3 protein-coding genes are annotated in these 3,594 nt (G+C 72.1%); all 3 read right to left on the bottom strand.

What is annotated here, in order from left to right; genetic code table 11:
* Positions 1-1,310: ABC transporter ATP-binding protein (locus tag G6027_RS14920; protein ID WP_182637858.1), on the bottom strand; the 1,310-nt coding region annotated here is incomplete at its 3' end.
* Positions 1,307-2,437: a methyltransferase domain-containing protein gene (locus tag G6027_RS14915; protein WP_182637857.1), complete on the bottom strand. Its 1,131-nt coding sequence runs from the start codon at positions 2,435-2,437 to the stop codon at positions 1,307-1,309. The genes G6027_RS14920 and G6027_RS14915, both read right to left, overlap by 4 nt.
* A partial coding sequence (locus G6027_RS14910; protein ID WP_182637856.1) for a thioesterase domain-containing protein occupies positions 2,434-3,594 on the bottom strand: 1,161 nt, incomplete at its 5' end. The genes G6027_RS14915 and G6027_RS14910, both read right to left, overlap by 4 nt.

Genomic DNA, 3,594 nt, shown 5'->3' with positions numbered 1-3,594 from the left:
CCCGTCCTGAGGTTCTCCGCGATCGAGCCGGCGAACAGCAGGGGATTCTGGGCAGCCAGGCTCACCCGGCGCTGTCCGGGTGCGGTGAGAAGCTCCGCGGTGGGCACTCCCCCGAGCGTCACCTCTCCGGCGGGCGGTGTCCTCACCCCGGCGATCACCTCGAGCAGGGTCGTCTTGCCCGATCCCGACTCCCCCACCAGGGCGACGGTCGCGCCCTCCGGGACCCGGAACGTGACCTGTCGTAGGGTGCTCGCCCGCCCCCGGTGTCCGAAGTCGAGGCCGTCGACCACGACAGCGCGATCCCCCGGCTCCCGGGTGGTCGCCACGGTCCGGTCGGTCGGGGCCAGATCGAGCTGCTCCTGTACGGCACGGGCGCTCGCCGCCGCCAGGGGAAGGGAGTGCATCCGGTAGAAGAGCGTGACGAGCGGAACGGTGTAGGCCGGTGCGAGGACGATGAAGAGCAGAAGTGTCTGCACGTCCAGCCGGCCGGCGGCGAGCAACCATGCCCCGAGCACCGCGACGACCGCCGGCGTGGCGGTGACCAGGGGTGAGAACCAGGCGCCCCACCGTAGGAACGCCGCACCCCACGCGGACTGGAGGCTCGCGGTGTGTCGGATCGCCGACACCGCCGTGGACCCGGGCGTTCGGGCACCGAAGACCCTGATCTCCGCGAGCGCCGTGAGCTGGTCCATCATCGCCCGGCCCATCGCCGCGTTCGCCACGACGAACTCGCCCATCCGGTGGGCGTTGGACCGCATCGCCCGCCGCATCGTCCAGAAGGCCAGCGGGGCCACCGCAGCGCACGCCAGCGCCAACCGCCAGTCCTCACCCAGAAGCCACACCGTCATGGCGAGCCATACCGTCACGCTGGCCGCGAACTCCGGAACACCGTGCGCGAGGATCCCTTCGAGCCGCTCGACCTCCTCCCCCGCGGCAGAGCGGGCGGAGGCCGTGTGCCCGTCCGACAGGTCGGACAGATCCGCCCCGGACCACGCCTCACCGAGGGCGATGCGAATACGCGCGATCACGTCGAAGGCGGCCCGGTGCGCCAGCGCGGTCGCGGCGCCGAAGGTGACATAGGTGACGACGACTCCCGCAGCCGCGAGAGCGACCGCCTGGGGCACCGCCATCCCCCCGTCGCCCACCACCAGATGCACGAGTAGCCGGTAGACGGCGTAGGGCACCGCGAGCTCTGCGAAGGCCGAGAGCACGGCGAGCCCCAGCGCGGCCACGAGCAGGCGGCGGGACCCACCGAGGTGGGGGCGTACCAGTCGCGGCACGGCCCGGTAGTCGAATCCCGAGGCACTCACTGCGACTCCCTTGCGAAGTGGCCGCCCCGGGTGAGATCGCCGGTCTTCCCGCGGTCAGCGGTCCGACCCCGCCGGCCGGTCGGGGTGAGCGGCTGCGCGGTGAGGATCAGACGGTCGGGCGCATACCGACTCATGTGCACTCCTGCGCTGCCCGCCGGGGTCCACCCGGCGGCCTCCCGCGCCGACGGACCGAATGGGCACGCCAGCCCGTCCGGCACGTCGACCACGCCGTCCGCACTCAGGACCGCGCGGGCCTCGGCCTCCCGAATTCTCTCGTCGTCGCCCAGGTCCTCCCAGCGGTGCGTGGCACGAGGACCCGCATCGTGGTCACCGGCGACCTGGTCGACTGACTCGCGGCCGCCGGGCCGGAGTAGGACGTCGACGCGGTACCGGGCCAGGTCGCTGTCCTGCAGGCAGCGCGCCAGGACGGTGGTGTGCGCGCCGAGGGACTCCCCCGGTTCCCAGGGATCGAGCGCGAGTTCGCGGTCCCGTCGCGCGAGGTCCGCGACCAGTTCGTCGAGTCGGTGCGGATCCGCCCAGGGTTCCGATCTCAGCGCGCGCTCGCGGAGCCGCCTCGGGTCACGCCGGGCATCCCGCAGATCGCCGAGGAACAGCACCCCACCGGGAGCCAGCAGATCGAGCAGGTTGGTGAGCACCACGTCGAGGTAGTCCCTGTCGGGGAAGTAGTGCACGACGCTGTTGAGGAGGATGAGATCCGGCCTGTCGCCGGGAAGCGACTGCGGGCTCAGCTCGTGGGCGGCGCAGCGGTCGAACGTCAGACCGGCGGGCCGCTCCGGATCGTCGATGAGGTCCCGGACACCGGCCAGGGTGGGATCGACCGCGTGATAGGAGCGCACCTCCGGTGCGAGGACACGGGCAATCATCCCGGTGCCGGTCCCTACGTCGAGCACCCGCGCCGGACGCAGGCCTCGTAGACGGTCGACCGTGACGTCCCTCCACTCCCACATGATCTCGGCGGGCAGGGGACGGCCGGACAGCGCGTCGACCCATCCCTCTAGACCGTGGGCCGCGGTCCCCCGGGCGTGACCGTCGGTGTAGATCTCCTCGTAGACCGTGGTCCACGCGTCCACCCGGTCGACCTGGGCACTCGTCAGCGTCCGGTTCATCGGCCGGCTCCACGCTCGTCCGCGGCCGCCCCGGCCATCTCGATCCCGCTCGTGTCAGCTCCGGCCGTGTCAGAGCCGCCCAGATCGGCCAGGAACTCACGGATCGCCGACCCGATCTGCCCTACGGCGGGGTTCCTGAGCACCGAGTAGTGGTGCGCGTCCACTCCGAGGACCCTGGCGCCGGATCCGAGGGCGGTCCCCCACCCCAGATCCTCCGAGCCCGCCGCGTCGTCCACGCCCATGCCGACTCCGGAGTTCACCGGCGAGGTCTCGTCGGCCCGGAGCAGAAGGACGGGCACGTCGGTGCCCTCGAGCGAGCGGGCGTGATGTTCCGCCAGCCCTGCCAGATGGGAGGTGAACACCTCGAGACGCCGGCGGGCATCCGTCGCGGCCAGTCCCGCGGCCCGCAGTTGCGCCGCGAGGACGTCACCACGGGCGGCGGGATCGGCGGCTTCGGCCATGCCTCGCCGGACCGACGTCTCCGGGGACTCGTCCACCGAGTCCGTCCGGGAGCCGCCACCAGCGAAGGCCTGGACGGACCGCAGATAACGCAGTGCCACCTCGGCGTCGACTTCACCCGGCGCGAGACCCGCGATCCGCCGGATACGGTCCGGGGTCGTCGAGTCGATCATGATCACCCCACCCACGCGAACGCCTCGCCCGTGCAGCTCCACGGCCACGTCATGCGCGACGGTGCCTCCCATCGACCAGCCACCGATCACCAACGGGTGGTCCTCGCCGCGATGGGCGGCCTCGAGCAGGTCCGCGTAGGCGGCGACGACGAGCGAGAGATCGTCCGGCATCGGGGTGTCGAAGTACCGGGGATCGGGAAGCGCCAGCACCCTCCGGCGCGGGAGCTCGGCGACCAGGTCGGAATAACACAGGATGTCGCCGCCCGACGGGTGGAGCAGGTAGACGGGCCCACCCTGGGAGCCGGACATCGGCACGAGGTGGGTCTCCGGATCGAGCGCACCGACCGCGGAGTGTGTGGCAGGCCGTGCCGGATTCTCCGACTCGGTGGAGGGTTCCTGTCCGTCGGCCGCCCGCTGCTCGTCCACGAGGGCTGCGATGCGCTCGATGGTGGGATCGACCACGGCCTCGGCCGGAGCCACCACCAGCCCGGTGCGGCGCCGCAGGTCGACCAGCACCCGGACCAG

The sequence above is a fragment of the Dietzia sp. SLG310A2-38A2 genome, assembly GCF_014145095.1.
In the GTDB taxonomy this organism is placed as follows: domain Bacteria; phylum Actinomycetota; class Actinomycetes; order Mycobacteriales; family Mycobacteriaceae; genus Dietzia.
This window is presented reverse-complemented; position numbering and strand designations above follow the sequence as displayed.

Excerpts from the sequence above, each read along its gene's own strand:
- G6027_RS14915 (WP_182637857.1), bottom strand. The coding sequence starts at position 2,437 with ATGAACCGGACGCTGACGAGTGCCCAGGTCGACCGGGTGGACGCGTGG.